The sequence below is a fragment of the Vibrio sp. 1F263 genome (genome assembly GCF_041439035.1).
Taxonomy (GTDB): Bacteria; Pseudomonadota; Gammaproteobacteria; order Enterobacterales; family Vibrionaceae; genus Vibrio; species Vibrio tasmaniensis_A.
In genome coordinates, this window is record NZ_JBGONI010000007.1 from 31,408 (window position 1) to 53,177 (window position 21,770).

The 21,770-nt window shown below is 41.0% G+C and carries 22 protein-coding genes; 2 read left to right on the forward strand and 20 right to left on the reverse strand.

The window, feature by feature from the left end; genetic code table 11:
- Window positions 1-4 precede the first annotated feature (4 nt).
- The 17 genes from ACED25_RS06690 to ACED25_RS06770 all read right to left on the reverse strand — a co-directional run bounded on the left by ACED25_RS06690 (window position 5) and on the right by ACED25_RS06770 (window position 16,065).
- A complete protein-coding gene (locus ACED25_RS06690) occupies window positions 5-724 on the reverse strand; it encodes a class I SAM-dependent methyltransferase (RefSeq protein WP_371694910.1) in 720 nt (239 codons plus the stop codon).
- A gap of 9 nt (window positions 725-733) precedes the next feature.
- Entirely contained in the window at window positions 734-1,663 is a 930-nt protein-coding gene (locus ACED25_RS06695) for a glycosyltransferase family 2 protein (protein ID WP_371694911.1), read from the reverse strand.
- The gene (locus ACED25_RS06700) at window positions 1,656-3,437 is read right to left on the reverse strand and encodes a hypothetical protein (RefSeq protein ID WP_102257766.1); all 1,782 of its coding nucleotides are present in this window, start codon (window positions 3,435-3,437) and stop codon (window positions 1,656-1,658) included. Before ACED25_RS06700 ends, ACED25_RS06695 begins: the two co-directional genes overlap by 8 nt.
- A gap of 24 nt (window positions 3,438-3,461) precedes the next feature.
- The gene (locus ACED25_RS06705) at window positions 3,462-4,466 is read right to left on the reverse strand and encodes a tetratricopeptide repeat protein (RefSeq protein WP_371694912.1); all 1,005 of its coding nucleotides are present in this window, start codon (window positions 4,464-4,466) and stop codon (window positions 3,462-3,464) included.
- Window positions 4,463-5,434, reverse strand: a complete 972-nt coding sequence (locus ACED25_RS06710) for a type II secretion system F family protein (protein WP_009847490.1) — start codon at window positions 5,432-5,434, stop codon at window positions 4,463-4,465. Before ACED25_RS06710 ends, ACED25_RS06705 begins: the two co-directional genes overlap by 4 nt.
- A gap of 3 nt (window positions 5,435-5,437) precedes the next feature.
- Window positions 5,438-6,403, reverse strand: a complete 966-nt coding sequence (locus tag ACED25_RS06715; protein ID WP_009847491.1) for a type II secretion system F family protein — start codon at window positions 6,401-6,403, stop codon at window positions 5,438-5,440.
- A gap of 10 nt (window positions 6,404-6,413) precedes the next feature.
- Entirely contained in the window at window positions 6,414-7,865 is a 1,452-nt protein-coding gene (locus tag ACED25_RS06720) for a CpaF family protein (RefSeq protein WP_009847492.1), read from the reverse strand.
- Between the two features lie 35 nt (window positions 7,866-7,900).
- On the reverse strand, window positions 7,901-9,115 hold the full coding sequence (locus ACED25_RS06725) for an AAA family ATPase (RefSeq protein WP_009847493.1): 1,215 nt from the start codon (window positions 9,113-9,115) through the stop codon (window positions 7,901-7,903).
- A gap of 1 nt (window position 9,116) precedes the next feature.
- A complete protein-coding gene (locus ACED25_RS06730) occupies window positions 9,117-9,617 on the reverse strand; it encodes a TadE/TadG family type IV pilus assembly protein (RefSeq protein ID WP_086048851.1) in 501 nt (166 codons plus the stop codon).
- Complete coding sequence (locus ACED25_RS06735) at window positions 9,617-10,045, reverse strand: TadE/TadG family type IV pilus assembly protein (RefSeq protein ID WP_009847495.1); 429 nt, start codon at window positions 10,043-10,045, stop codon at window positions 9,617-9,619. The genes ACED25_RS06730 and ACED25_RS06735 overlap by 1 nt, the downstream gene beginning before the upstream one ends.
- A gap of 2 nt (window positions 10,046-10,047) precedes the next feature.
- Window positions 10,048-11,313, reverse strand: coding sequence for a pilus assembly protein TadG-related protein (locus ACED25_RS06740; protein ID WP_371694913.1), 1,266 nt, complete (start codon window positions 11,311-11,313; stop codon window positions 10,048-10,050).
- Between the two features lie 14 nt (window positions 11,314-11,327).
- On the reverse strand, window positions 11,328-11,597 hold the full coding sequence (locus tag ACED25_RS06745) for a hypothetical protein (protein WP_032555265.1): 270 nt from the start codon (window positions 11,595-11,597) through the stop codon (window positions 11,328-11,330).
- The gene (locus tag ACED25_RS06750; RefSeq protein ID WP_371694915.1) at window positions 11,587-13,044 is read right to left on the reverse strand and encodes a type II and III secretion system protein family protein; all 1,458 of its coding nucleotides are present in this window, start codon (window positions 13,042-13,044) and stop codon (window positions 11,587-11,589) included. The genes ACED25_RS06745 and ACED25_RS06750 overlap by 11 nt, the downstream gene beginning before the upstream one ends.
- 8 nt (window positions 13,045-13,052) lie before the next feature.
- Window positions 13,053-13,802 carry a Flp pilus assembly protein CpaB gene (gene cpaB / locus ACED25_RS06755; RefSeq protein ID WP_009847499.1) on the reverse strand — a complete coding sequence of 250 codons (750 nt, stop codon included), beginning with the start codon at window positions 13,800-13,802 and terminating at the stop codon, window positions 13,053-13,055.
- Window positions 13,795-15,144, reverse strand: coding sequence for an ATP-binding protein (locus tag ACED25_RS06760; protein WP_371694917.1), 1,350 nt, complete (start codon window positions 15,142-15,144; stop codon window positions 13,795-13,797). Before ACED25_RS06760 ends, cpaB begins: the two co-directional genes overlap by 8 nt.
- A gap of 39 nt (window positions 15,145-15,183) precedes the next feature.
- A complete protein-coding gene (locus ACED25_RS06765; protein WP_371694919.1) occupies window positions 15,184-15,714 on the reverse strand; it encodes a prepilin peptidase in 531 nt (176 codons plus the stop codon).
- A gap of 162 nt (window positions 15,715-15,876) precedes the next feature.
- A complete protein-coding gene (locus tag ACED25_RS06770) occupies window positions 15,877-16,065 on the reverse strand; it encodes a Flp family type IVb pilin (RefSeq protein WP_009847502.1) in 189 nt (62 codons plus the stop codon).
- A gap of 194 nt (window positions 16,066-16,259) precedes the next feature.
- Between ACED25_RS06770 and ACED25_RS06775 the strand changes: the two genes are divergently transcribed.
- Together ACED25_RS06775 and ACED25_RS06780 are read left to right on the forward strand one after the other, a co-directional pair.
- Window positions 16,260-17,009 carry a helix-turn-helix domain-containing protein gene (locus ACED25_RS06775; protein WP_371694921.1) on the forward strand — a complete coding sequence of 250 codons (750 nt, stop codon included), beginning with the start codon at window positions 16,260-16,262 and terminating at the stop codon, window positions 17,007-17,009.
- Window positions 17,010-17,099: 90 nt separating this feature from the next.
- The gene (locus ACED25_RS06780; protein WP_371694923.1) at window positions 17,100-18,788 is read left to right on the forward strand and encodes an AMP-binding protein; all 1,689 of its coding nucleotides are present in this window, start codon (window positions 17,100-17,102) and stop codon (window positions 18,786-18,788) included.
- Window positions 18,789-18,945: 157 nt separating this feature from the next.
- Here the strand turns inward: ACED25_RS06780 and ACED25_RS06785 are convergent, their stop codons facing one another.
- From ACED25_RS06785 to ACED25_RS06795, 3 genes are read right to left on the reverse strand one after another with little or no spacing between them, the layout of a single operon-like run.
- Entirely contained in the window at window positions 18,946-20,328 is a 1,383-nt protein-coding gene (locus ACED25_RS06785) for a vWA domain-containing protein (protein ID WP_371694925.1), read from the reverse strand.
- Between the two features lie 10 nt (window positions 20,329-20,338).
- On the reverse strand, window positions 20,339-20,896 hold the full coding sequence (locus tag ACED25_RS06790) for a TadE/TadG family type IV pilus assembly protein (RefSeq protein WP_102582441.1): 558 nt from the start codon (window positions 20,894-20,896) through the stop codon (window positions 20,339-20,341).
- A gap of 11 nt (window positions 20,897-20,907) precedes the next feature.
- Complete coding sequence (locus tag ACED25_RS06795; RefSeq protein ID WP_371694927.1) at window positions 20,908-21,402, reverse strand: TadE family protein; 495 nt, start codon at window positions 21,400-21,402, stop codon at window positions 20,908-20,910.
- Between the last annotated feature and the right edge of the window lie 368 nt (window positions 21,403-21,770).

Below are 21,770 nucleotides of genomic sequence, written 5' to 3' on the forward strand. Positions count from 1 at the left end.
ACCTTTAATTTCCCGATAACGGTTTAATACCATGAAAGTTGAAGAACAAATTGCAATCAATAAGCGGCACAAAGCTCAGCGGCCAAAATGATTTTTGGTGTTCAGGAAGGTAATACCTTAAGAAAGCGATTAAGTTATTGCATGGATTGACATGCTCTCTCGCCATAATGTAATCGTAATGCCACCCCTTCTGTAAGGCGTGTTTTCTTGTCGTCATATAGCGACCGATTTTCCAAGCGACCCCAGGATCGGTAGGAATCAAAATAGACAGAGTGCCTCCAGGCTTTAACACTCTTAACCACTCTTTAATCACCAAGTGAGGCTCGTATAAATGCTCCAATATATGGGTCGCGATAACACGATCGAAGCTATTAGTTTCAAAGTCTAATTGCCGAGCATTAGCCAAATTGAAAACAAGCTTACCGTTAGAACCAATATGATTGAGTTGCTCTTTTGCCACCTCAAGCGCCGCAGCATCGCCATCACTCACGATATACTCGTCAAAGGTGTGTTTGACGTGCAGCAAGTGTTCACCTGTACCGGAGCCCACTTCTAACACTCTCGAAAAGTGTTCACTTTCACCAAATGGCTTTTCACATGCTATATGACCAGCTCTCATCACATAACCCGTTGTATTGCCGTTATAAACTCGCTCATCATATTCGTCACTGAAACGAGATAAATAATCGATCCACTCTTTGTCTTCATCCTTGCTTGTTCTCATGCTTGATTCCTATTCAGATAGCGTTTTATCACTCGTTCGTAATATAGAAAGGATCCTCATCTCTCGCCTACCTCGTGATACGTTGTCGAGTATCAACCCACAGAAAAAAGACATCACCGCTATCAATGCAATTGAACTAGACAAAATAGCAGTAGGCACCCTTTCGACGAGCCCAGTATCGATGAAGTCGATGATAACGGGGATTCCTAAAACCAATGAAATGAAGCAAAGCAACATAGACAATACGCCAAAGAAGAACATTGGCTTTACATCTCTCAATAAGAACAAAATGAAATTGAGAATTTTGAGCCCATCACTAAAGGTATTCAATTTACTGGCTGTGCCTTCAGGCCTTGATTGATATTGCGTCGAAACTTCTTTGATTGGCATATTATGATGTAGCGCATGAACGGTAAGCTCTGTTTCTATTTGGAAGCCATCACTGAAAATGGGTACGGTTTTGACAAATCGATGGCTCATAATTCGATAACCAGAAAACACATCACTCAATTGAGCATTGAATGCTAAATTAATCAGCGATGAAAACAGCTTATTTCCTAGGATATGCCCTTTGGGATAAGCCATTGAAGCTCGCTCTCGACTTCCAATAATCATATCGAGTTTTTCATTATCCAATTGTTCGATCAGCGCAGGGCATATTGACGCATCGTAAGTGTCATCACCATCAGCCATCACATAGATATCAGCATCAATATCAGAGAACATTCTCCTGACAACCTCCCCTTTACCTTGGCGAGGCTCATGTCGAACAATAGCCCCAACCTGCAAGGCCTCGTTTACCGTGTTGTCGGTTGAGTTGTTGTCATACACATAAATAGACGCATCAGGTAAAGCCTGCTTAAAAGACATAACTGTCTTCCCAATAGCACCCGCTTCATTAAAACATGGGAGCAATACTGCTAATTTCTGCTTATTCATTCTCACCCCTCACTTTAAAAACTCGGTAACCATCCTTAACTCCGTCGTATGTCACCTCTAGCCAATCTGGAACATTATCCCCATGAAGCCTTTTAACTAGAGAATTATCGCTTCCCGACGCCTCCAGAAGAGATAAATGAGGGTCATTACCAATCAATATATAATCAACCCTTTTGTCTATTATTTCTTTTCTTGCTAAGAGCATGTCCTCTTCTAGCATCACTTCAATTAGGAATTGGTTGCCAGCAATATTTCGATGGTAAGGCGCTGCAATGATACTGTTGTTGGTTTTTGCTAGTACAGGAGCGCCGGTTTCTATCCCAGAAAGAATTGTATGTGAATTAATACCGTTATCTTTTAATACTTTAAATATATCTGGTGGGTTTTCTATATTATCAAAAACAGTGGTTACTTTTTCTTCTGGTGACAAAATAACAATAAAAAGTGCTAAAGCTAAAGGAGCACCAGAGAAGATAACAATAATTTTTAGAACTGAATATCTAACAACATCGGACAATTTTATAATAAAGTATGCTTGAAAAGGTGCAGCTAAAACAAAGCACAGCCTCATTATTCTAATCTGCCAAAATAGCGCAAGAAATAAATTAAACATAAAGATGATGTACAATATTATTGCATGGTGGTTTTTTAACTTAAATATCGGGGATAGAATTGCGGGAACCAATAGCAACGCATAGTTTTCAACAGAAAATAAACCATGGGTTGATATATAACTAGCAACAGATTTAGCTTCCGTGACTTGATCAAGCCAATACATCTTAAGTATTGGAGGGTAATCAATTAATAAAGCACTAGTAAGTGATGGGTAAACAATAAAAACAGGAAGTAAACACAATAAACCAAGAGTAATAAACAGGAAAGTCCTTTCAATTACACTCTTATCATTACTCGCCAACCTGTGATAAAAATGAACAAACAACCAACCACTAAAGAATAATATTATAATAATAAATGATACTTCATCATATTTTAAAACAAAAAACTCATCGTAAGGCCTATTCAATAAAACAGTAATAGATGACAAAAACGTACAAGTAGCGTATAGCTTGGAGATATAACTAAAGTATCCGTTATTAAAAAAACTGAAATAGACCGTATAAAGAAAAAAGAACGGAAAAAACAACAATAGATTATCCACACCCGTCCACAAAGATAAAGATAGGAAAGTGGATTGTATATAAACACGCCATGATTGATTGAGATTGCGAGTAGTAAGAGGTGTAACTGAAAGAAACAGTGCTGCTAATATAAGTTGAATATTATGGTGATCAATAGAACCTGGCAGGAAATGAATAATTGAAGGAGAGGAAATAGCAAACATCATACTTATGAAACGATATTTGCTCCCAAAGTATTGGTCACATAAATAGAAACATGATAATGCGTAAAGTAACAAGTAAAACAATGGCACAACAGAAATCGAGATTGAATAAGCAAGACTATCATCAATTATAAATAGCAATGGGAAAGCGACTATAGATAACATTAGATCAGGAAACCGAGACCAATGAATAATAATGCCATCGAGAGCATTGAAATTACTCATCGGTTCTAAGTACCAATGACCACTTTTCATCCACGCTTGGAACTGAACATAACGCATATAATCATCGTTATCATTTAGATTGAGTGCGGATACTGCTTCCCACTTGTAAAACAGTATCACTGATGCGCAGGCAAACCAAAAAATAGAGATTACAATGACATCTTTATTAAAACTTTCACGGTTAGGCAATATAAAGATCCTTTTCATTGCACTAAAACTGGCGCTAAGTAGTTATTGCTTCATCTCTCTTACCTCTGATAGCGCTCTATTCAGATTTTCATTGGCGATTTTGTAATAAGAGGGTTTCTTATCAATTGCTTGTTGAAGGTAAGGAACGGCTTCATCTGGTCGACCTTGAATAATTAAAAAATACCCTACATTGTTCAGAGCTTCAGGTGCATCCATATGACGCATAAACACATTTATCGCTTTTTTCACATCACCTGATGCCAAATAAATGAGCGCAAGGTTGTTTTGAGCCTTTTCATTGTTCGGTTCTATCTCTAAAGCCGAACGAGTATATTGATACGCTTCTTTGTAGTTACCGTACATGTAATGGGAATACCCCATATTCAGTAGAGCTTTCACTGATGTCTTATCGATAGTAAGCGATTTTTTAAAGTATTCTTGTGCGATTTGATGTTTTCCATCGACATCTTCCAGCACGCCAATACCCATAAAGGCTGATGCAGGAGACATACTGTCAACCTTCAAAGCGGCTACTTCACTTTGATTTAACGCTTGGTAGTTTTTAATCGTGCTACTACTTTTTAAACGAACTTGGTCTGCATTGATCGCTTTAAAGAAATAGCTTCTTCCCTCATCTGTACGACGCTGTTTGGTATATAACACGCCTAACTGCTCCAGCACTTCCGTATGCGCCGGGTTAAAATCTAATGCCGCCAGATACGCTTTTTCAGCCAGTGCATAGTTGCCTCTCGATGAATGAATCCGGCCGATAGTAAACAACGTTTTATCGTGAAACTCTTGCTCAGGAAAAGACAGAGAACGAATGTATTCGTAAAGACCTAAATCGATATTGTTATCCCTTAAAGCTACATCACCGCGCATAATGGCTTCTTTTTCACTGACAGGGGGATCGTCACTGGTTAAGGTGTCAATTGGCTTCCCCGAATACAACTCGGCATCAAACTGATTGGTTGGTTCATCAGAAGAGGCACACCCTAAAATTAATAACGGCAGTAAAAGTAAAACCATTCTATTCATTAGCATCATAAACCGACTCCTGGCGCACTCAATGCGTCCATAACAATCATCATCCCAGGTCCTAGGGCAACAATAAAAAAACAAGGCCAAATAAATAACAACATAGGAAATAACATCTTAGTGGGTATTTTTGCTGCAATTTCTTCCGCAGCTTGTTGCCGCTTATCTCGAAAATCTTCGGTATAGTCTCGTAAAGTTTGCGCCAAGCTCCCCCCCATTCTTGAGGCATGAGACAGCAAGGATACGAGTCCGTCTAACTCATGAAGTCCCGTTCGTTCAACGAGCTGACTCAAAGCGTCTGGCATGGTGACACCTGCTTGTATCTTGGCAAAAACAGTATCCAACTCATCGGCAAGTTCGGGCTGTGAAATGTATAGTTCGTTAGCAACTCGTCCTAGCGCAGCATTAAAACCAAGACCGGACTCTGTACAAACTACCAGCAGATCAAGAGCATCTGGCACACCATTCTTGATCTTTCTCTGTCTATCTTTTTGCATTTTACTCAATATAAAATTGGGTAAAAACGTACCGACAAAGATACAAGTCACGATCAGTAAGTTGTTGTAACTGCCCCCTATCGCTAAATAAAACACCATAAATGCACAAACAAACCCGACAAGGGCTGAAAGTACTTTGAAAGCATAAAAGACAGAAAGCGCACTTTTTTCATGGTATCCGGCATGCATGAGTTTTTCTGAGTAAGTTTCGTTGTCTTTTTTATTCCCTCGTCCAATAAATGGCGTTAACGACTCTAACGTATTGGTAAAATCGTAAGGTTTTCGACTACTCGTATGACGACCACTGGATATCTGCTTTAGCTTTTTATCCAACGGGGAGCGAGTGCCTACAAAAAGAAAACCAAGCGTGAGGGTCAGTAACATAGTGGTCAGCAAGATCATCCCGTACAGTAAGGCTTGGCTACTGATCCCGAACTCAGAGAGTGCTTGCTTCCATACATCTAAATCAAAGAATTCCATAATCTATATCTCGATATTTATTATTTTTCTTATCCACAACGCCCCAATAGCCAACAAAATAACCCCAATACTGACCATCGATATTCCTCTAGGGTCGGTATACAAAGGTTCTATGTATTCTGGGTTTACGAATTTAAGGCCGAAAAACAGAACAAAGGGAGAAAGAGTCAGTATCCAGGCAGAAAGCCGACTCTCAGCAGAGAGAGTTTTGATTTTTCTTTCTAGTTTAAAACGCGCTCTCAGTACTTCAGATACTTTTTGCAGATTCTCAGAGAGATTCCCCCCAGTCTCTTTCTGCAGCATGACTGCACTAGAAAAAGCCAACATCGAAACCGTGGGTGCTCTTTCTGTCATTTGCATAATAGCGAGCCTCAAATCGTAACCGTAGTTCAACAAGTTGTAGGTGTTCTTAAATTCAACGCCAATAGGTTCAGGCATCTCCTCACCCACCTCATTGAAAGACTGAACCAATGGCTGACCTGCTTGTAAAGCTCTCCTGATAATATCCAAAGCTTCTGGTAACTGTTCTTCGAATCGTGCCATTCTGTATGTCACTCTGTTTTGAACAAACAAGTAAGCAACAACCCAAGCAAAGACAAAAGCCGCTACACAAATGAACCACACTTGATTTGATACTAAAGCAACCAAAGCCAACAAAGTGGCGCACAAGAACACAATCAATAAGAAGCGACTTAAAGTGATCTTCAGCCCCGCCAATTCCAGCATACGTTTTAGGTCTGCAAAGAAAGGAATGACAATCAACTTCCGGTCAAGTGGTGATAGTTCTTTGTTGTAGTGATCTTTTAAGAGCGACAAACTCTCTTCATCAATATTTCTTTGTGTCTCTTTTAAGCGACGAGTCAACTCTTTGTGCTTAGCTTTTTTTCCGGCAGCTGGCAATAATAAGGCTTGTGAAATAAACAACACCGCAACAAACAATAGAACCAATGAAACTGTTACGCTATCCATAATCCGCTCCTCAGCTATGTGATTCGGTAAAGAGCTCAAACGGCAAATCAAGACCACGCTTCACCAATTGGTCATGAGACTGAGGCACCACACCGGTTGCTGTGTAATAACCTAAAATATTGCCATGCTCATCGACACCTTGACGCTGAAAGTGGAAGATCTCAGACATAGTGATGACCTCTCCTTCCATACCATTTATCTCTTGAATGCTCACCATACGGCGCTTACCATCTTCCTGCCGCTCCATCTGCACAACTAAATGGATAGCAGAAGCAATTTGCGCTCTGAGGTTTTTGGTAGAAATGTTCCAACCAGCCATCGAAAACATATTCTCAACACGGCTTAGAGCATCACGGGGGGTATTGGCGTGAATAGTGGCAAGAGATCCATCATGACCAGTATTCATAGCCGCTAACATATCGACAGCTTCGCTACCACGCACCTCACCAACCACAATTCGATCCGGTCGCATACGTAAGGTGTTTTTTACCAATTCTCTTTGACTAATCTCCCCTTTCCCTTCTAAATTAGCAGGGCGGGTTTCTAGGCGAATAACATGGGGTTGTTGAAGTTGTAACTCGGCAGAGTCTTCTATAGTAATGATTCGTTGGTCTCGAGGAATGAAACCAGAAAAGATATTCAGTGTGGTTGTTTTCCCTGACCCCGTCCCTCCTGAAATCAAGATATTAAGCTCACCTTTCACTGCAGCCTCCACAAACTTAGCCATTTGTGGAGAGGCTGATTTATACTCCAGTAAATTATCCATAGTTAAGCTATCCACAGCGAAACGTCGTATGGATACCGATGGGCCATCTAAAGCAAGAGGTGGGATAATCGCATTCACACGAGAACCGTCGGCCAATCGAGCATCCACCATTGGAGAAGCCTCATCAATTCGACGCCCCACTTGGCTAACAATACGGTCAATGATGTTTCTAAGGTGTCGGTCATCTAAGAAAGTATAGGGTGTCTTTTCCAATTTCCCCCCTCGCTCAACGAACACACTCTTAGGTCCATTCACGAGAATATCGGATACCGTTTTATCTGCTAATAACGGTTCTAACGGCCCCAGTCCAAACACTTCATCCTCGATTTGCTTGATAACTCTTTTTCGACCTTCAGCACTCAGGGCATGACTTTGATCGTCAGCCATTAGCTGAACAATCGCTTCATGGAGGTCGACTTTAGCACGCTCCTTATCAAGGCTAGAAAGCAAACCAAGGTCGAGTGTTTCTAAGAGCTGCTTATGGAAATAGTGTTTAATTGATAATTCTTGTTCTAAGACTTTTTTTGCTTCATTAACCGATTTTTCTTGTTCTTCTCTGGCATCTAGCCCTTTTAAAGCAACTGAATCACTAGCATCACCTTGAGGAAAGGCAGCAACGTTTTCGCTCTCCTGCTGCGAAAATTGTTCTGCTTTTTTTTCAAACTCCGGATTTATATTTTTTCGTTTAAAGAACATAACGATCCCTCATCTATATGCTTAGAACAAACAATCTATGAAAATATCTTTTTGAGCCAACTCTTCTCTTCTTGTTCTGGAGGAGAAAGGATATGAGATAAATCGATGATCGACCGTGTAATCGAACTCTTCTTTTTTGACTCAACTAAAGGCTGACCTAAATTGGCACTCTCCAGTGCCACTTTAAAATCGTTAGGCATTAAATGGATATCATGCTTTCCAACGGTCTGTTCTATATCTGATAATTTAATGGTTTGTCGTTTCTCATAACGATTTACGATGATCTCTATTGCATCTTGTTGTAATCCGTACTCAAACTTCAGCGTTCTTACTAAACGGTTACTGTTTTTAACAGACACTAAGGTTTGCTGAGCAACAAGTAGCACCTTGGTCGCAGGAGAAATAGCTGACGCAAAGATATGATCCAAACCTCGAGAGAAATCAATGATAATGTAGCGATAGAAACGGCGTAGTACAGGTAATAACTTTCCAATTTTCTGGGCGTGCTCATAATCATCCGCATTATTTTCATGCTTGAAACTTAAAACATGCAACCCAGATGTATGCTTGTTCACTAAACTTCCTAAAGACATTTCATCCAAATCATTAGAACTGTCGATGGCATCCGAAATACTGTAGGACGGTGTGATATTCAAATATTCTGGAATAACACCAAACTGGAGATCAATATCAAGCAACAGCACCTCATTCGGGTGATAACTTGCTATTTCTACGGCTGTATTGAGCGCTAAGGTGGTCGCCCCCATACCACCTTTAGTATTGATAAATAAAAACACTTCTCCGTAGCTCGAGTTTTCGATTTTCTCCGCTGCAGTTTTCTTAAGAAGCGGTAAAAGGCCTGAAATTGAAATGTCATGAGATAGAAAATCAGAAGCACCAAGTCTTAGCGCTATTTTCAATGAGCCGTTATCACTCTCATCACCAAACACAACTAAAGATAAATCATGCTCTTCTAACTGTAGGTTGTAGCTTTGAAGATCCACCATTTTCTGAGCCCAACCACCACTTGCTTCAACAAAAATAAGATCGGGAGCATCTATATTTTTCACATACTCTTCAGTCATACCTAGCAAAGAAAAAGAGTCAATATGAACATTTCGACAGCGTTTTAATTGCTGTCTCATATGTGCATGAAATTTTTCGTTGCTATAGATAAGCCATACATTCAAGTTGGTTTTAAGGCGAATCGCATCGTCTTCACTTGGTAAAATATCAATTGCTTCGCCCATACTACCCACCCTGTACTGGTTCCGGACACCTTGTCCTAGTATTTGTTTCAGCCTTTATCACACCCAAATTCTCAGCTGGTAAAATTGTCTCAAACGCAGGGGCAGTAAGAAAACCATTGGCCCCTAAAAAGCTTAGGTTACTGATCAGTTGAATGCCATAACCTGTAGCTCTTGCTCTAACAAACTTGATCGCACTCAGGTTCGCTTCGAAATCAGAAGTAATTTCAACGCCAGAAGCATCTAAGTACGCGACCTCCAAATTACTATCACTAAAGCCTAGTAGTGGTATGTCTTCTACGACAACCCCCGCAATGTTATCGCGATCTAGCACGTAACAAACGGTCGCTAACCTAGCTGCTTTTCTGGTCGCCTCATTAACAATCTGCAATGAAAATACGTAAGCCCCTAAAGCTAGAATCAAAAAAATCAGCAAAAACACCAACCAAGAAACAATCGTAAATTCGATGATGGCTAAACCGCTATGTTTCTTGATTGACTCCATCAAAAAACCCTCATCACGGACGACACACTCAAGGGAATTGATAAACTTTCAGATGAAAATGGGACAGATAAGAAATGAGGAACATACTCATAATTCACCGTTATTCTCACATAACTGTCCGCAGTGGGAGGAGTAACAACCACATCAGAAGTTGCAAGACTAGAAAGTATGGCTGTACCTACCGTGTTTTTCCCGTAAACCACGATGTTTTGAATTTCCGCAGTCGGCGCCAATGCTCCACCTTGTGTTCCATAAACTTCGCTAACTGCGTAGCGAGCCCCATTTTGAACCGATTTAGATATCACATTGTAATGAATTAGAATGTTTCCCAACTCAAGAACCAACACTAAGAAAAACAATAAGACTGGTGTTGCAATCATCATTTCAATAGCTGCGAGACCTTGCTGCTTGTTTAATTTCCTATTCATAACTAAGAGCCTCCCCCATCAGGGTCTTTATACAAAACAATTTTGTATGGACCTTCAGTTGATGATTCAGAACCACCAGAGCCACCAGCGACACTACAAGAATGTATAAACTCACCAAATACTGCTGGGGTTCCTGAATTATTACTTGGTGCCTTTTGCAATAAGAAGAAACACCCTATTTTCTGCACGGTAAAACTGGTTACTCCACCACTTTTACCCGAACAATCGACCATCGGAATTGGAAGAATGCGTCGCCATGCTGTACCACCAGAAACACAACCCGAACCATTGTTTGTAATACATGCGTTTGTGTCTGACTCATATTGAGCATAGGTATAAGAGCCATCAAAATTAATGTCGCCCGTTTTTTTATCTATCTTAATTTGGGAGTTAGGCTCGGTAGTGACATAATCAGAAGGATAAGCTGAACTTGATAAACCACCACCATAATCACCAAAGCGAGTGTTCAACCCATCAGCAGTGGGGCCGACAGTTCCCCCGGGCTTGGTAGTGACACTATCGCCAATAGCTACGGAGTAGTCGTAATAACCAGCCAACGCCTCTTTTACTGTTTTTCCCCCAGACCCAAAGTCCAGCAAGTGATAGTTACCATTCCCCATTTGTGACAGTTTTTTATCACCCACTTTTAGAGCATGAACGGTTCCTACTTCATAGCCAAATACATTGGTAATTGCTTCACCGGTCGCATCATCATAGCCGTCTTCATTGATGTCATTATCTGAAGTTCCATCACCAATACATACTCCAATAGGTACAATGTTGTTGACGACTTGCAGTCCAGAACTAGGCCCAGCAACCGCTGTTGCCGATACATCTTTAGCTAAACCAAACATCTGAATGAAAAATTCATCCATATCCAGTGAACTAACATTAACGCGAACATAAACGTCATCATCAGCACCAAACGTAGTTGCCCCCGCAAAACTTTGAGGGTCATTGGAATATTCAACACTTACCACTGCTGTAGAAAAATTAAATTCATGATTACCAGAAGCTCCCGCCATAGCATTCAATGTTGATGTAACTTCTGCAGATACCGCAGCCTGGTCTTTGCTGTTATCCAATATAGTGGCTGCAGCTAATGCAGCGGAGTCAACCGCATTCTGTAAGCGCGTTTTATTCACTAGCATATGGTTGATGTCCACCGCCAAAGCAGACACCGCAAGGAATACGAGTAACGCAATGGTCACAAAGATGACCACCAAACCTCCCTGCTTCTTGGGACTATTTGATACTTGATACGACATAAAGTACCTCCACGCTAATTAAAGCTTTGTAAAACCTGGCTATTATTTCCGGAAAGATCCTCATCACCTTTGCCCACATAGCTGTCATAACTAGCTTGCATACGCTCACCAGTCCCATCAGGTAAAACTTCCAAGTTCTCTTGAGTCGCGTTCGGGTTGTACGTTTGTTCCACTTTCAACTGAACAACCGACTGCCCTAAAGGCGCGTCATTCGCACAACCAACTAATACCAGTGCGAGAAAGACCATCATTGTTCTAATCATATCTATCTCCTTACAAATCATGACCGAATGAACCTTCACTACCACCATCAGTTGGTGTGATAGGTTTAGAAGAACTTACATTACTGTTGTCTTCAGAATCAGAAGGCTCAGCAATATAAGCGCTTCTACCTAACAAGTAATATTCCAGGTCATTCGGGTCAACAAAGGCATCAGTTGGCAGTGTGACTTTGCTTCTGTCTACGGGTTTAGCGAGCCTAGGCGTAACAAGAATGACAAGCTCTGTTTCGCCAGATACATACTCTTGACTATTGAAGAGCTGACCTAAAATTGGCACATCCCCAATACCTGGCATTTTGTTACTGACGTCCCGCACGTTTTCACTCAGAAGCCCCGCAATACCAATAGTTTGTCCATCCGCAAGTTCAAGCGTAGAAGAGGCACTTCGACGTGTGATTGGAGGGATAAAATACGTCGCATTCGTCGAACCAGGGTCAATCGTTAACGAGCTGCTGTTCGCAATTTCACTCACATCCACAGCCAAGTTTAGATTGATCTTTTTATCACTCAGAACCGTTGGGATAAATTTCAGACCGACCCCATACTCTTTATATTCAATCGTAATACCATCTTCATCTGGCACAGGGATAGGGAATTCACCACCCGCTAAAAACTCAGCCTTAGATCCACTTAATGCGGTTAAGTTAGGTTCAGCTAATACTTTCGCTACACCATTCTGTTTTGCTACATCCAGGGCGAATGTAAACAGGGTATTACTATCAATGAACGAGCCTAAAATCCCGTAATCAGTAGAGGTTGGAATATCAAAGACAGGCGTAGCCCCTAATACACCAGCAGGAACCGATGATGCACCCCATGAAAAGTTAGAGCCACTGGTCTGGAAGAAGTGGAAATTGGCATCGAACTTTCTCACTAAGCTTCGCTGAACCTCGGCGACCGTCACTTCTAACATGACTTGTTGAGCGCCACCAATCGACATTAAATTGATGACTCCGGTGGTAGCAACTTGCTCACTACCACTCTCTTTAGAGTCGTCTGCAGCTTGCCCTGCTGCGTAAGTTTCAGCAATTCGCATGGCAACATTCATCTTCTGTTGGTTGCTAATTTGCCCACTCAGTAACAAACGATTCTGCGCGCTGTGAACCTCTATAGTCTCATCAGGAAGAAACTCATACAGCTTGGACTTCAAACTATTTAAGTCATGAGTGACCTCGATATTAATCGACTCAATCAACTGTCCTCGTGAATCCCAAGCCATCAGATTTGTCGCACCTAACTTTTTACCAATCAAAAACACTTCGTTAGATTTTAAAATTACGATATCCAAAACATCAGGATCACCAAGTGAAACCTTGCTCGCTTTGCCTGATAACACCACATGTGTAGATTTATGGTGTGGAACCGTCACTGTTTTTCCCGTTTGCAATGCAGCAACACTTGCGGTCGAAAAACAAATCAGGCTCAAAAATAACGCTAATATAATTCTCATATCTCACCTCAATCCTTGACGCGCACACTGGATGTTTCCGTACCCTTGATAATGGTGACACTGGGTCTAGGCACGTATCGACGAACGACTTTTTTATCAACCTCATGAGGGTTTCTTAAGGTAAGCTGAATACTGCCTTTGCTCTTCGCCGTAAGAAGCTTCTCTGCATCTTTTGGGGTCACCTCAAGTGTTACCGCTCGAACTATGATAGGGCTGTTTTCTTTGGTTCTTGCTGTTTGGTCTACGGCTAACACTTTAATATCTTTCAACACTGTTCGAGTCGCCGCAGAGTTTTTGCCATAGGAAACGGTATTAAGAATATCGACCTTATTTCCTGGTAATAGAAACCCTGCCACACCAATAACATCATCGACTCGAATAGTTACTGCTCGCTTATTTTCAGGAATCAACGCAGCGAGTGTTGAACCTTCACCAGGAACGGTAAAGCGCAACTTATGAAGCACCTCTCCTGCGTAGATAGTATTGGCGACAACTTTTCCAATTAGCTCGTTTTGATCTGAGTAATTATTTTCATTGATCCAATCCACTTCCATCAGCTTCGTCGTTAAGTACTGATCTTCAATTACGGTTCCAGCTTCAATTTCTTGAGATGCGACTACAACCGGGTGACGCTCAACCTCTTCAACTTCAATCGTCGGTTGAACTTGGTTATCCATCCATTGCTTAGCAAAAAATACAGCCGCTAAGCCAAATACTACGGACAGTAAAAACAGTAGGAAAACTTGACTCTTATTCATTATTTTCTTCCTCGTGTCCATCAGAGGTAAAATAGACTTCCCATGCCATGGAAAGAATATCGAAGGTAATAACAGGCGGGAGTTGTTCAAACGAAAGAATATCTTTGCTTATACCAACGAGATCTTTCGGTAAACATGGGAAAAGTGGCACCTTAAGAAGCGTGTGCATTTGAGACAAACGCTCAAAGAATCCATCTTGAAGCTCTACTTCTTTATCAGCAACGACGCTCATCCATAAAGCTTCATAGTCTCGTTGGCAAAGAGGTTTAAATTCAATTTTATAACCCAACCGACGCAAGAACGCTGGGTCACTGATCTTATCCGGGTTTAAGTTGGTAGAGAAAGCGAGTGTGAGCACAAATGGCATCGTAACTTGCTGTCCATTCGGTAACGATAAGTAATCGAAGTAGTGCTCCATAGGTACAATCCAGCGATTAAGGAGGTTGTCCACTGGCATTGGTTGACGCCCGAGGTCATCAATAACCAAAATCCCATTATTTGCCATCATTTGTAAAGGCGCTAGCCAAACTCGGCTGTTCTCAGAATGATTAACTTCGAGCATATCCATGGTCAACTCTCCACCCACCTGGATATTGGGTCTTTCACAATTGAGCCAACGCTTGTCGTACTGATCCTTGAGAGAAACCAATGTTTCACTACCGTTACTGTCTAGCGGTTTATGATGTTGCGTAGAAAAAACTTTAATAATATTACCGAAGGCGTAAACGGCATAAGGGATAAACACCGAAGTATGCAAAGCATTGACGATACGTGTTGCTACAAACGTTTTACCTGTACCAGCATGCCCATAAAGAAGTAGAGCCCTGCCGGAATTAATTGCAGGTCCCAACACTGATATCATTCTGTCGACTCCGTAGACGTCACTAAGAGCCGCTTCAACATGCGATCGAGTCACTAATTCAGAACGTAAATCTTGTTGATTAACAATATTGCTATATTGAGAAAGAGATACGGGAACGGGTCCTAAGTAAGCATCTCGAGTGAAAGCTAAATCAGCTTCTTCTATGCCTTTTTCAGACAGTGAATAACGGACATGGCTGTGTGAAGATGAGTCTAACGTTAAAGCTGAAGTTGGTTGAAAAACTTCAATGAATGATTTTTGTCTAAGTACCGCAAGTCCATTTTCTACAATATGCGTAACCACACACAAATAGTTAGATAGATCCAAGACATCTGACTTAGGGTAAGCGGACAGGTGTTTGAGTAATAAATTTTCAATCACAACCTCAGGTACACCAAGCATTTCAATGGATGTAGGAACCACAGGTGCTGATATTTGAGGCTTTAAATTACTCGGGGACGGTATCCCACTAATATCCATATGCTCTCTCCAACACATCGAATAATAATTCAATTTAAATTACGTAAAATAGCTATACATCGCTAAGCCTATAACAACTGAAGGTGCGAAAGGCATCGTCACCTTATTTGAATACCTAGAATGAACCGTAGACAAATTCTTTGTTCTAGTTGACATTCCACTAACTAACATTAATTTCTCTTCAAAATAGTTTCTAACGGTCAGAGATTCACTGTTTGCATTATTATAGAGCAAGTAAAACGTAGCGATTATCCCTGAGGAAATGAGAATATAATAAGAAGTATCAAGTAGATTTCCCCATCCAACATATAGACCTATCACACCCAAAAACTTGACGTCACCAGCAGACATTGCTTTTAATAAATATAAAAAAAGCCCTGGGAAGAAAAGAGTAATAGCCCCCATCAAAGAAATAACAAGTGAATCCCAAGAAAATCCGCCATTAATCAATAAAATAAAGTACAGCAATACGAATAAAATCAGCACCTTATTCGGTATCCGACTTTCTTTCACATCGAAGACTGAAACAATAATTAATAGCACCCAAAAAACTAGAGATTCACTTATCATTCATTTATATACCTGACACAATTAATATGAACTTACTGAATAAGGCTGTAGCTATACCAGAGAATATGGCCCAAGCAAAAATGACAAGTAAAGCAGCACCGATAACGTACTCGACAATAGTTAGTCCTTTCTGCTTTCTAATTCCCTTTTTATTCATAGTGTCTACGGGGCTGTTGTCGTACTAATAGCATTAACAATAGCACTGAGTTTCGCTGACAAGACATTACCAATTCCACTGAATATGGTTGTCAACCCTAACACGAGCATAGCAGCACCGATCACATATTCGATGACCGTTAAACCTTCTTCATCATTCATAAATTCTTTAATATTTTTCAATAGGTTATTCATAAGAATCTCTCCTTGATTTACGTATCAGGTTTTATTTACCTGTAAACTAAATCTAGAGCTGAACGATATATTAGGTTAGGATTATTTTGCCATTTACTTGCACTTTCTTGTGGTACTTCTAATCTAATTACTATTACTTGTTATTCGGTTGTTTTTAGACAAAAAAACCGATATGAAACGAAGATTATATTGATATGAAAATAGTAACTCCGTTATTGTCGGACAAAGATAGTGATTTCAACTCCGTTATTATTAATAAAATGGGCCACTATTTTTCTATTAAAAACTTCAAACAAGACATATCTATAATCAGTAACTTAGATGTAAGATTGGTATTTTTCATATTGAATAGCGCAGATAAAATCCAACTACTTACCATGGCTTTATCTATTTGCGAAAATTTGAACAAAAGAATTGTCATTATTTGCTCTGACCCGTTACCTAATATCGTTCGAAATCATAAGAATATATTTTTCATCATAGAAACAAACAGTAATCATCTGACCAGTCAATTCGAAGAGCTTAAGGCCAAGACACAGCATATGTTCGAGTCCCACTTCGATATCGACAGAGACACAAACAACAACAACCAACTGCCTGTAAAGGTCTTCACATCCGAAGTTATTAACTTTGTGATGGACAACATCAACAAAGAAATCAGAGAAACAGAGATCGCCGAGAAATGTCACTGTTCAACCACCTATTTTTCTAAGAAGTTTCATCTACACTTTGGAGTAAGCTTTAGAGACTTCGTGTGCGATAAACGCATTCTACTTGCCAAAAAGTTAATCGAGGCAGATACCGAATCAAAAATTGCTGTCATTGCCTATCAATGTGGATACAAGGATGTGTCATATTTCTCGAGAATTTTTAAGAAACGGACTGGAGTAACGCCTGCAAGTTACAGGCGAGCCTGCACAGATAACGGAAAACAAAGAACATAAACGCTAATTTTACTCCCTAAAAGAAAAAATCATGTTACATTTAACATGATTTTAACAAAAATAACTTAGCGAAAAACATGGAGTTAGACAATGATTCAGCCTAACGAGTTTAGCCAAGAACAAGCAACAGCTCTCCCTACACCCAATGACATGATTTTAAAATGGGCAGAAGAACGCCCAGATGAAGTCTACTTAAAGCAAATTATTAACCGCCAATTTGTTGAGTTTACTTTTAAAGAAGTGGCCGACAAAGCACTGAAACTGGCGTCAGCATTAGAAGGACTCGGAGCCCAACCCGGTGATCGAGTCGCTCTCGTATCGAAAAACTGTGCAGAATGGTTTATCTGCGATCTTGCCATGATGTTAGGAGATTTTGTCAGCGTCCCAATCTTTCCAACAGCGGGTGCCGATACCATACAGTACTGTATTGAACACAGTGAAAGTAAAATTGTGATTGCGGGTAAACTCGACGATCCTAAGGCCACTCAAATAGTACTGGATGATAATCCAAACTTGGTGAGTATCTCACTTCCCTACGATAGCGCAGCGAAGTGCCAACATACTTTCGAACAACTCATCGATACCCATGAACCCTCAACCAAGCGTCCTCAGCATCACGATGATAAAGTAATGTCGCTTGTTTATACTTCGGGTACATCAGGGCTACCAAAAGGCGCGATGCTCACATACGGCGCCTTTACGTGGTCAGTTCAACGGTTGATCGATCATATTGGTATCCAACCCGGCGATCGCTTGTTCTCTTATCTACCGCTTGCCCATATTACAGAACGCGTTTACATCTTTGGCTCATCGGTAATGGGCGGTATAGTCACTGCTTTCCCGGAGTCTTTAGATACCTTTATTGATGATGTGAAAATGCATCGCCCTACTCTATTTATTTCAGTTCCTCGTTTATGGACTCTGTTCCAGCAACGAATCCAAGATAAGCTTCCGCAGAAGAAACTGAATTTCTTACTTAAGATTCCGTTTATCAACAACATCATTAAGAAGAAACTGGCTGATGGCCTAGGGTTAGATCAAGCCCGCGTTTTGGGATGTGGTTCAGCTCCGGTATCACCGGCTCTACTCGCATGGTATGAGAGTGTTGGTCTACACATTACCGAGGCTTGGGGAATGACAGAGTCTTTCGCCTACAGCACGATTAATCACCCGTTTAGAGCCGACAAAATTGGTACTGTGGGTAATGCTGGTCCGGGCATCGAACTCAAAATTGCAGAAGATGAAGAAATTTTGGTTCGAAGCAAAGGTATGTTCTCTGGCTATTACAAAAATGACATAGCCACCCAAGAGTCTTTTAACTCTGAGGGATGGCTTCATACTGGTGATATTGGTGATATCGACAGCGAGGGCTACCTAACGATCCGGGGACGTAAAAAAGACACCTTTAAAACTGCGAAAGGTAAGTTTGTGGCTCCAGTGCCAATCGAAAACAAACTGTTTGAATACAGCCGCGTAGAAATGATGTGTTTGATCGGCTTAGGCTTACCTGGTCCTATCCTACTAGTGGTACCGCATGACTTCCCTAATTTTGATCGAGCTCGTTATGAAAGAACAAGTAAACGTGTCATTGAAAAAATGAACGAACAGTTAGCCTCGCATGAGAAGATCAAAGGGGTACTGATGATTAAGGAACCGTGGAGCATCGACAACGGTGTACTTACCCCGACTCTCAAGATAAAGCGACATATCCTTGAGCAGAAATACCATGAAATCGGTCATAACTGGCCGAAAGATAAATTGGTGGTTTGGGAAGAATAACCATTACTTGCACCTAACACTGAATAAAGAGTGCTACTAAACTGAAATTGGCACTAAGAGGGAGCTTAAGAGCTCCCTCTTTTTATGTAATTCTACTTCCTAATGACTGTTCTTCTTACTGACAGTCTTAACGCAAGCAATAACCCGCAGACAAGTATTACAAGGTTAACCTGATAATTACGTCTAACATCTCATCAAAACAAGGGCCTAATGCCTCTTCATCGATGGCATGGCAATACACCCCTTCAAGCTGAGCGGGATCATAGTCGGAACTCAGATCTGGATCATCTAAAAGCGCGCTAGAGTTTGCCATTCGTAACAATAAGTCCTCACCAAACTCACTATCAGGTCCAGTTGCCGATGTAAGTGATGAGCCTAAACCCAACGTAAATACATAAATGTCTTCCGTTCTAGCCTTTTCCGCGATGTCTTCAACTAGATTACGAGCAACCCGATTCACTCTGGTATACAAATCATTTGCTGAATGGCTATTAGGGGCATATTGCGCCACTGGGCGCACCGCATGAGTCGGGTTTAAAATTTTGAATTCAGTGGCATTAGTATCATGGGCTGTGTAGTGCTCAGGAATTTCGCTGATATAGTCATCAATATCTCGCCCCTCGTAACCGCCTGGTAAAGTGGTAGCAATCGTATCATGCCTCCAAAGACCTCTAGGCCTACCACTACTACCGTCGCTCGATCTTATGGCTCCAGTGTGAGTTCCCCCCCCTTCGAAATCAAACGTCGTAGCAAAGGTATTTGGCGCTCCATCAGTAAAGAACACGATCACTTTCAAGTTGGCAGGATCAGTCACCGTTCTGAGTTCATTCAGAGCTCGATACATCCCTTCCGATGCATTGGTGTATTGGGCATTTGAGGTGCTACCAAAGTTAAAACTGTCAATTTCAGATTTGATGGTACTCCGACTATGTCCACGCGTCGCATTGAACCCCACAGGGACTTCAGCTCCAAAAGCGAACTTGACCAATGAAATTCGATCAAATCCTTCATGAAAATTTTCAACGAACGACTTAGACCGATCAATAACATCTTGTGTTACATCACCGATGCTCCCCAGTCTCAAGGAGGTTGTATTATCAATCACTAACACTAGATCTACAGGTCGACGAATGGATTGTGCGGAAACACCAGGGTTAAATGTATCTAACCCTATCAAGGGCAAAAAGATAGTGGGCACTTGCGCTGTGGCCGAAATATCTATGGAGATGTTACCAAAAGAATCATATGCGAAGTTCACTGCACCTAAGCTAGGCGTTGCTGAATAAAAGTCGGCGGGGATATTGGCTGAAAAATATTTTTGAGCTGCCGCACGGCCAGCATCTTCGCCATTAGCGACCGCTCTTGCGGCTGCTATGCTCGCGGCATCAACCGCCGCAAATAATTTAGACTTAACAATATAAGCACGTCCAGCATCCACTGAAAGTCCAACAACTAACAAAATAAAAGGCAGTGCGATGATTGACATCAAAGCCACTAACCCCCGACTATAACGATATTTGATTGGGGTTCCCTTATCCATTTTGACCTCCCTACATATATGTTGTGTCGCTCAGAATATATTCCTCGTCGAATACTCGACTAAAAATAGGTGAATAGTCATAGAATACCTCTACGCTGTAAACGATCTCCCCGTCATCAAGTGCAACGGCTAGATTGTTTATGAGCGGAGGATCATCTGAATCCACATCAGAACACTCCCCATCATTTGCCCAATTACTACAACTAGACCAAATAGCACTATTTTTACTTAATCCGTATTGGTTCCATCGATATTGACTTTTAATGTAGGGGGAAGCATCTTCTTGCCCAACCACCTCGGTAATGTAAATGACACCGTCTTGCGTTAAGTCCAATGTTCCCGATGTCGTCGCAATGATGTCCATCACTTCTTGGGGAGTGTCAGTATTACTCCGAGAAATAATGTTCCCACCTTCTCGACTGATACTGATAATGATGTGATTGGCTTGAATGAGGTGCGTGATATCGACAGCAGCAACAATAAGCAACATAAATAATGGTGCTATTAAGGTCATTTCGATTGCCGCAAACCCTTTCTCTGCGGATTTTTTTATCTGTAAAGGAAACATCCTTTTCCTCCTTAAAAAGCTTCGTTTTTCATCGCTGCGCTAACGGTAAATTTGAACTTTCCATCATCGAGCAAAACATACATATAGGGATTTACAGATGGCCACTCACAATCAAGGTGAATAGAAATAATGTCTCCTGAACCACCAAAGCCGGTGATTGCATTGCCATAGACATCCTCAACACGTATGTTTTGAACATCCATCACTTTGTCGAGTAAACCGCTCGACGATTGAGAAATTTTTTCTAAGATTGCCGCTTCGCGATCACTCGATGAGTCAGGATCCAAGTCAGAACGACCTGTGATGGCATATCTTGCGCCCTCTCTTGCCGAATGTTGCATGGTCAATTTAACAAACCCATATATACCAAGATCAACAACCGTCAAAAAAAGCGCAAAAAACAGGCTCACCACGATCGTAAACTCGATAATAGCGATGCCTTTTATTTTGGATTTTAGACCGCTTCGATAGCGGTTACGTTCTGAACCTCTTGAAATAGATCTCATACAGCCCCCACCCATGCATTTTTCTAATCATCACCTCCGGCCCATTGGAGATTCAGAAAATATAGAAAAACATATCCTACATCTATAGATGTGATGGATTGGTTGTTCAAGATTAATACCCCATACGAATTTAAAGGTCGCAAATAGGAAGTGTAATTAAAGCTAAAATAAATCTAACCATCTTATTTTCAATTACTTAATAGAAGTCACAATAACGAAAACACAATAAAGGCTGAGCCTTAATTTATTAACCCTTCAAATAACTGTATGTTTTATATCCATTATAAGAATAAGGATATAAAGATAACAGTAGTTGTTTTTACAACAAACAAGCCCGGAGTTCTCAATAGTGAGACAGAAGCATATAA

Bases quoted from the DNA above. Each gene is read 5' to 3' on its own strand.
- ACED25_RS06690 (WP_371694910.1), bottom strand. From the start codon at position 724: ATGAGAACAAGCAAGGATGAAGACAAAGAGTGGATCGATTATTTATCT.
- ACED25_RS06695 (WP_371694911.1), bottom strand. From the start codon at position 1,663: ATGAATAAGCAGAAATTAGCAGTATTGCTCCCATGTTTTAATGAAGCG.
- ACED25_RS06700 (WP_102257766.1), bottom strand. From the start codon at position 3,437: ATGAAAAGGATCTTTATATTGCCTAACCGTGAAAGTTTTAATAAAGAT.
- ACED25_RS06705 (WP_371694912.1), bottom strand. From the start codon at position 4,466: ATGATGCTAATGAATAGAATGGTTTTACTTTTACTGCCGTTATTAATT.
- ACED25_RS06710 (WP_009847490.1), bottom strand. From the start codon at position 5,434: ATGGAATTCTTTGATTTAGATGTATGGAAGCAAGCACTCTCTGAGTTC.
- ACED25_RS06715 (WP_009847491.1), bottom strand. From the start codon at position 6,403: ATGGATAGCGTAACAGTTTCATTGGTTCTATTGTTTGTTGCGGTGTTG.
- ACED25_RS06720 (WP_009847492.1), bottom strand. From the start codon at position 7,865: ATGTTCTTTAAACGAAAAAATATAAATCCGGAGTTTGAAAAAAAAGCA.
- ACED25_RS06725 (WP_009847493.1), bottom strand. From the start codon at position 9,115: ATGGGCGAAGCAATTGATATTTTACCAAGTGAAGACGATGCGATTCGC.
- ACED25_RS06730 (WP_086048851.1), bottom strand. From the start codon at position 9,617: ATGGAGTCAATCAAGAAACATAGCGGTTTAGCCATCATCGAATTTACG.
- ACED25_RS06735 (WP_009847495.1), bottom strand. From the start codon at position 10,045: ATGAATAGGAAATTAAACAAGCAGCAAGGTCTCGCAGCTATTGAAATG.
- ACED25_RS06740 (WP_371694913.1), bottom strand. From the start codon at position 11,313: ATGTCGTATCAAGTATCAAATAGTCCCAAGAAGCAGGGAGGTTTGGTG.
- ACED25_RS06745 (WP_032555265.1), bottom strand. From the start codon at position 11,597: ATGATTTGTAAGGAGATAGATATGATTAGAACAATGATGGTCTTTCTC.
- ACED25_RS06750 (WP_371694915.1), bottom strand. From the start codon at position 13,044: ATGAGAATTATATTAGCGTTATTTTTGAGCCTGATTTGTTTTTCGACC.
- cpaB (WP_009847499.1), bottom strand. From the start codon at position 13,802: ATGAATAAGAGTCAAGTTTTCCTACTGTTTTTACTGTCCGTAGTATTT.
- ACED25_RS06760 (WP_371694917.1), bottom strand. From the start codon at position 15,144: ATGGATATTAGTGGGATACCGTCCCCGAGTAATTTAAAGCCTCAAATA.
- ACED25_RS06765 (WP_371694919.1), bottom strand. From the start codon at position 15,714: ATGATAAGTGAATCTCTAGTTTTTTGGGTGCTATTAATTATTGTTTCA.
- ACED25_RS06770 (WP_009847502.1), bottom strand. From the start codon at position 16,065: ATGAATAACCTATTGAAAAATATTAAAGAATTTATGAATGATGAAGAA.
- ACED25_RS06775 (WP_371694921.1), top strand. From the start codon at position 16,260: ATGAAAATAGTAACTCCGTTATTGTCGGACAAAGATAGTGATTTCAAC.
- ACED25_RS06780 (WP_371694923.1), top strand. From the start codon at position 17,100: ATGATTCAGCCTAACGAGTTTAGCCAAGAACAAGCAACAGCTCTCCCT.
- ACED25_RS06785 (WP_371694925.1), bottom strand. From the start codon at position 20,328: ATGGATAAGGGAACCCCAATCAAATATCGTTATAGTCGGGGGTTAGTG.
- ACED25_RS06790 (WP_102582441.1), bottom strand. From the start codon at position 20,896: ATGTTTCCTTTACAGATAAAAAAATCCGCAGAGAAAGGGTTTGCGGCA.
- ACED25_RS06795 (WP_371694927.1), bottom strand. From the start codon at position 21,402: ATGAGATCTATTTCAAGAGGTTCAGAACGTAACCGCTATCGAAGCGGT.